This is a genomic window from Methylobacterium sp. EM32 (assembly GCF_040593685.1).
Taxonomy (GTDB): domain Bacteria; phylum Pseudomonadota; class Alphaproteobacteria; order Rhizobiales; family Beijerinckiaceae; genus Methylobacterium.
The window spans coordinates 1-2,519 of sequence record NZ_JBEXZS010000207.1 but is presented as its reverse complement, the minus strand read 5'-3'; the positions used below and the strand labels follow the sequence as shown (position 1 = coordinate 2,519).

Below are 2,519 nucleotides of genomic sequence, written 5' to 3'. Positions count from 1 at the left end.
TCGACCATGATCGGACCCTCCTGGGGGGACGGTCCGATCAAACCCGTTCGAGCACATCATCGCAATCCGAGATCTACTCGTATGCAATCGCCCTGCCGCGGGCGGGGAGAGGGGAAACCCGCGCCTCTTCCGGCCTCCGGACAGCCTACCTGTCAGGGCACCCACGCCCCCGCACCGACGAGGGCACGCCCTCATCGCCATCCGTAGCATTTCATTAACGGTTGAGTCCGACCACCGCACGACTAGGCAAGAAGTGCAGCCCCATTTCGAGACGCAATTCGTGTCTGCGGGAAACGTGACCTTTACCGTAGCGGCGGCAATGTCTGGTGGTCAGTCGCGTAACCGGTGTTTGCCATGGCTTCCCCGCGTACCGCGGTCGTCGGCACCGCCGCCCGGAATCAGGTCTCGCGTACCGGGCGAGCGGTGTCGACGCCGCGGATGGGTCTCGTTACCCCCGCACAGCGTCTTCCCCTGGACGAAGTCATCCTCGGGGATTGCCTCACGGCCCTCGAACGGCTCCCGCCGGCCAGTGTCGACCTGGTCTTCGCGGATCCGCCCTACAACCTCCAGCTCGGCACCGGCGCCCTCTTGCGCCCGGACCAGAGCACCGTCGACGCCGTCGACGACGACTGGGACCAGTTCGCCAGCTTCGAGGCCTACGACACCTTCACCCGCGCCTGGCTCTCCGCCTGCCGCCGGGTGATGAAGCCGACAGGGACCCTCTGGGTGATCGGGTCGTACCACAACATCTTCCGCGTCGGCAGTGCGTTGCAGGATCTTGGTTTCTGGATCCTGAACGACATCGTGTGGCGCAAGGCCAACCCGATGCCGAACTTCCGCGGCAAGCGCTTCACCAACGCCCACGAGACCCTGATCTGGGCCTCGCGCAGCGAGCAGAAGGGCTACACCTTCCATTACGAGGCGCTGAAGGGCGGCAACGACGACCTGCAGATGCGCTCGGACTGGTTCATCCCGCTCTGCACCGGCGACGAGCGCCTGAAGGGCGACGACGGGCGCAAGCTGCACCCGACGCAGAAGCCCGAGGCCCTGCTGGCCCGCACCATCCTGTCGTCGTCGAATCCCGGCGACGTGGTGCTCGATCCCTTCTTCGGCACCGGCACCACCGGGGCCGTCGCCAAGCGCCTCGGCCGCCACTTCATCGGCATCGAGCAGGAGCCGGCCTACGCGGCGGCCGCCCGCGAGCGCATCGCCGGCATCGAGCCCCTGTCGCGCGCCGCCCTGCTCACCGCGCCGGCGAAGCGCGCCGAACCGCGGGTGCCGTTCCTGAACCTGCTCGAGGCCGGCCATATCCGGGCCGGCGAGACGCTCACCGACGAGCGCCGCCGCCACAAGGCCCTGGTACGGCCCGACGGCACGCTCGGGGTCGGCCCCGCCTCGGGCTCGATCCACAAGATCGGCGCCCTGGTCCAGGGCCTGCCGGCCTGCAACGGCTGGACCTTCTGGCACGCCGAGCGCGGCGGGCGCCTCGTCTGCATCGACGATTTCCGCGGCACGATGCGGGCCGGGATGGGCTCGGCCGCCTGAGCGAAACGCCCGTGGCCTCGCGGCCACGGGCGCCGTACTGCCTGACGGACTGCACCGCAGGTCGCTCGCCGTGCGACGCCGGATCGGGGCTCGTCCGAAGGACGCGACCCGCACCGCCTCGTCGGACGAGGCCGGTCCCGGAGCCGGGATGTCGGTGCCCCGGTCCCGCCCCTATTTGCACCCGTCGACGATGAGATCGGACGGCGTGCCGAGAGCGTCGCCGACATTCAGCAGCGACAGCGATCGGGAGATATTTTCCGCGGGAACCTCGAAGAGAAACGATGAGGTTTTCGACGATGCGAGCGCGGCCACGAAATCATACAGATTGCCGAAGAAGGCCCTTCCCGAGGCCTCGTACTGCGTCTCGGCAAATTCGAAGGAATGATTCTTTCCGTCGACCACGAACTGGACATACACCTTCTCGCGAGGACGGTACGTCCGGGCCCCGATGGTGAAGAACATCCCGGCCGGATGTCCGTCCTGCCCCGAGGCGCAATAGACGATCAACTCGTCCTTGGATCTGTTCGTGATCTTCGCTTCCAGGGTGCCCTGCCCGAAGCCGGTCGTCCATCGGTAGTCGACCGCCTGCGCGGCACTGGCCGACAGGACGAAGGCGCTCGTCACCAAGAGCTTCAGCATCGACGGCGATCTCCCCTCCCCGCTCGCGAGGCGCTGGGGCTGATCCGGCGATCAGCGTTGCGCGCGGCCGGGAAATAGGGCGGGTCGGCGCGGCCGGCGACAGGCCGCGCGGCGCCCGGCTCAACCCCTGGCGGCTCCGCGCCGTCCCACCATCCCCCCGTCACCGCGCCTCGTTCACCGCTCCCTGGGCCGGCCCCGCCCGACAGGCTTGACCACCGGCGCCGCCGAGGCGGGCCGTCGCGACAGCACCTTCGGCAACGGTGCGCGGCGCGGCGGCGGCTCGGGCTCGGGAAGCGTCGCGAGGTCGGGGGCCGGCGGCGGTACCGGCGCGGGCG

At 69.1% G+C, this 2,519-nt stretch carries 2 protein-coding genes; one reads left to right on the top strand and one right to left on the bottom strand.

Annotated features, from left to right (window positions below; translation table 11 throughout):
• The first annotated feature begins 354 nt into the window (after positions 1-354).
• Positions 355-1,545 (top strand): site-specific DNA-methyltransferase, encoded by a 1,191-nt coding sequence (locus ABZT49_RS27360; protein ID WP_355290747.1) that lies wholly within the window; start codon positions 355-357, stop codon positions 1,543-1,545.
• Between the two features lie 171 nt (positions 1,546-1,716).
• Here the strand turns inward: ABZT49_RS27360 and ABZT49_RS27355 are convergent, their stop codons facing one another.
• Complete coding sequence (locus ABZT49_RS27355; RefSeq protein WP_355290745.1) at positions 1,717-2,184, bottom strand: hypothetical protein; 468 nt, start codon at positions 2,182-2,184, stop codon at positions 1,717-1,719.
• Positions 2,185-2,519: the final 335 nt, after the last annotated feature.